The organism is Oscillibacter sp. KLE 1745 (assembly GCF_000469445.2).
Classification (GTDB): Bacteria; Bacillota; Clostridia; order Oscillospirales; family Oscillospiraceae; genus Oscillibacter; species Oscillibacter welbionis.
This window is the reverse complement of record NZ_KI271781.1, coordinates 1-2,759: the sequence shown is the minus strand read 5'-3', so window position 1 is coordinate 2,759 and position 2,759 is coordinate 1. Positions and strand designations below refer to the sequence as shown.

3 protein-coding genes are annotated in these 2,759 nt (G+C 59.6%); 1 reads left to right on the top strand and 2 read right to left on the bottom strand.

The features are described from left to right. A partial coding sequence (locus tag HMPREF1546_RS17285; protein ID WP_021752183.1) for an L-serine ammonia-lyase, iron-sulfur-dependent, subunit beta occupies nucleotides 1-339 on the top strand: 339 nt, incomplete at its 5' end. 54 nt (nucleotides 340-393) lie between these two features. Here the strand turns inward: HMPREF1546_RS17285 and HMPREF1546_RS17280 are convergent. Together HMPREF1546_RS17280 and dapF are read right to left on the bottom strand one after the other, a co-directional pair. Beyond that, nucleotides 394-1,689 carry a dicarboxylate/amino acid:cation symporter gene (locus HMPREF1546_RS17280; RefSeq protein WP_021747575.1) on the bottom strand — a complete coding sequence of 432 codons (1,296 nt, stop codon included), beginning with the start codon at nucleotides 1,687-1,689 and terminating at the stop codon, nucleotides 394-396. Nucleotides 1,690-1,744: 55 nt separating this feature from the next. Further along, on the bottom strand, nucleotides 1,745-2,587 hold the full coding sequence (gene dapF, locus HMPREF1546_RS17275; RefSeq protein ID WP_051320066.1) for a diaminopimelate epimerase: 843 nt from the start codon (nucleotides 2,585-2,587) through the stop codon (nucleotides 1,745-1,747). Nucleotides 2,588-2,759 lie beyond the last annotated feature (172 nt).

Here is a 2,759-nt window from a genome sequence, read left to right as displayed (position 1 = left end):
CGGGGCGGCGGGCCGGAGCAGATCGGCCACGCCGTGGCGATGGCGCTGAAGAACCTGATGGGCCTGGTGTGCGATCCGGTGGCGGGACTGGTGGAGGTCCCCTGCGTCAAGCGAAACGTCATCGGCGCGGTGAATGCCGTCAGCGCGGCGGACATGGCCCTGGCGGGCATTGAGAGCCGGGTGCCTGTGGACCAGGTGATCGACTGCATGGGCGACGTGGGCCGCCGGCTGCCGGTAGAGCTGCGGGAGACCGCTCTGGGCGGTCTCGCCGCCACACCATTCGGACAGAGCGTGAAGGCAAAGCGGGAAGAGCGCCGCTCCCAGGAACAGGAGCTGTGAGGACGAAAGAAGGACCTGCCCTGCGGCAGGTCCTTCTTTTTGCGAAAGGGAAGATCAGGCGTTCCGGCTGGCCAGGACTTTCTGGAACCAGTCCTTGCCGTCTACAAAGCGGGAGACCAAAAAGCTCACCACATAGTCGCCGGCGGAGTTGATCATGGTAGCGGGGGGATCCACCAGGTTTCCGATGGTGATGGCGATGGGATAGGCGATGGCCAGCTGGTCCGGGAAGAACACGGAGCACATGATGAACTCGCCGATGTAGCCGCCGCCGGGGACGCCGGACATGCCCACGGAGGACAGCACGGCCACAATCACCATCAGTGCCATGTCGCCGATGCTGTCAAAGGGCCGGCCGAACACGCCGAAGAGGAACGTGATCTTCAGAATGCAAGAGAAGCAGGAGCCATCCATGTGCATGGTGGCGCCCAGAGGAACCACGATCTCGCTGACATCCTTGGAGATACCGGTGGCCTCCGCCTCTTCCATGTTGGTGGGGATGGTGGCCACGGAGGAGCAGGTGCCCAGGGAAGTGATGGCAGGTTTGGCGATGTGCCGGAACATTTCCTTGACCGCTCCCTTGCCGCCGCCGAACCAGGCGAACAAGGGGAAGGCCACAAAAATATAAATGAAGCAGAGGGGATAGTACACCACCAGAGCCCGGGCATAGTCCGTAGCGATCTGGGAGCCGTAGGTGGCCACCAGGTTGGCGAAGAAGCCGAAGAAGGCGATGGGGGCGTAGTAGGTGACTAGCTGAACGACCTTCATCATAGCTTCGGACAGGCTGGTGAGGAATCTTGCAATCAGGCTGTCAGGACCCGGCCCCAGATTTACGCCGAAGCCGAACAGAATGGAGAAGACGATCAGGGGCAGCATGGCGCTGCGGCTGAGCAGGCCGGAGAAGTCGCTCACCGTGAAGAAGTTCACGATCAGGTCCGGGATGGAGATGGGATCCTCCACCACGCCCTCAGTCAGGTTGGTCCAGGGCTCCAGAACCGGGGGGAAGATCTTCATAATGACGATCATGATGACCGCAGCGATGGCGCCGGTGATGACGAAGGTCAGCACGGTGGTGCCCATGATCTTGCCGGCCCGTTTGCGGCTCTTCATGGTAGCCACAGACCCGGCAATGGACGAAAACACCATGGGCACCACGATGCAGAACATCATATTCAGGAACAGGGTGCCCAGAGGTTCCAGCACCGTGGCGCCGGCGCTGATGACGTTCCCCTCCGCATCCAGCTCCTGGGGGAAGATCCAGCCCACGATGGAGCCCAGGATCATGGCCCCCAGCATGACGGCCAGAAATGCATAGTTCCGGGCAACAGACTTTTTGCTCAGCTGTGTACTCATTCTCTCTCCTCCAATACATATTGAAATAGCTGCTGACCTGTATGGCCTTCCGGCCTTACATTATAATTAGGTCCTCATCCGTAACTTCACCCCGGCACACCACGTTGGTGGGGCCTGTCAGATAAAGGCTGGCGATATGGGAGTGGACCCGCTCCGCGTCGATCACCAAGCGGCCGCCGGTCATATCCACCTGTACGCCGTGGCCGGAGACTTTGCCCTGCAGAGTCAGCACGGTCACCACAGATCCGGTGCCAGTGCCGCAGGCATAGGTGAAGTCCTCCACGCCGCGTTCAAATGTCCGCTCGAAAATCAGATCTTCACCGGTGATCTCGTAGAAGTTCACATTGGCACCCTTGGGAAAGACCTTGTTCCACCGAATGGCCCGGCCCAGCTCCCGCAGCTCGTTTTCGTCCGCTTGGCGCAGTCCGGCGTATGGCACCACGGCGTGGGGGATGCCGGGATTTCCCAGCTCCACATAGGAGCAGACGTATGTCACGCCGTCTGCCTCTACCGGGCTATCCAGTCGTACGGTGGTGGGGTCGTTCAGCCGGATGCGGTACAGCCGCTGGTCGATCCGCCGGCCGGTGACGATGCCTGCCGTGGTCTCCACAGTCTGCGTCTCTCCGGCCAGCCCGTTTTCGTAGCCATACCGGCAGATGCAGCGGGCACCGTTCCCACACATCTCACCTACGCTGCCATCAGAATTATAGAACAGCATCCGATAATCTCCGCCCTGGGAGGGGGCATCCACAACCATCAACCCGTCCGCCCCGATGGACATGTGCCGTTCACACAGCGTCCGGGCGATTTGTGGCAGCTGCTCCAGGGGGAGGTGCTCCTCCAGGTTGTTCAGAATCACAAAGTCATTTCCCGCGCCGTTCATTTTCCAAAATCTCAAGTTTCCACCTCCTTCTTGTATACACATTATTATAACAGCGAGAACTGAGAATGAAAAGCAGAGAATGTGCGGAAAACCATGCAGAACCTGCGAAATCCACGTCAGTGGGAAGACGGTCGAAAAAAATCGAGAAAAGAGGAAAAAGGTATTGACAAAAGGGGAAGGATTTGGT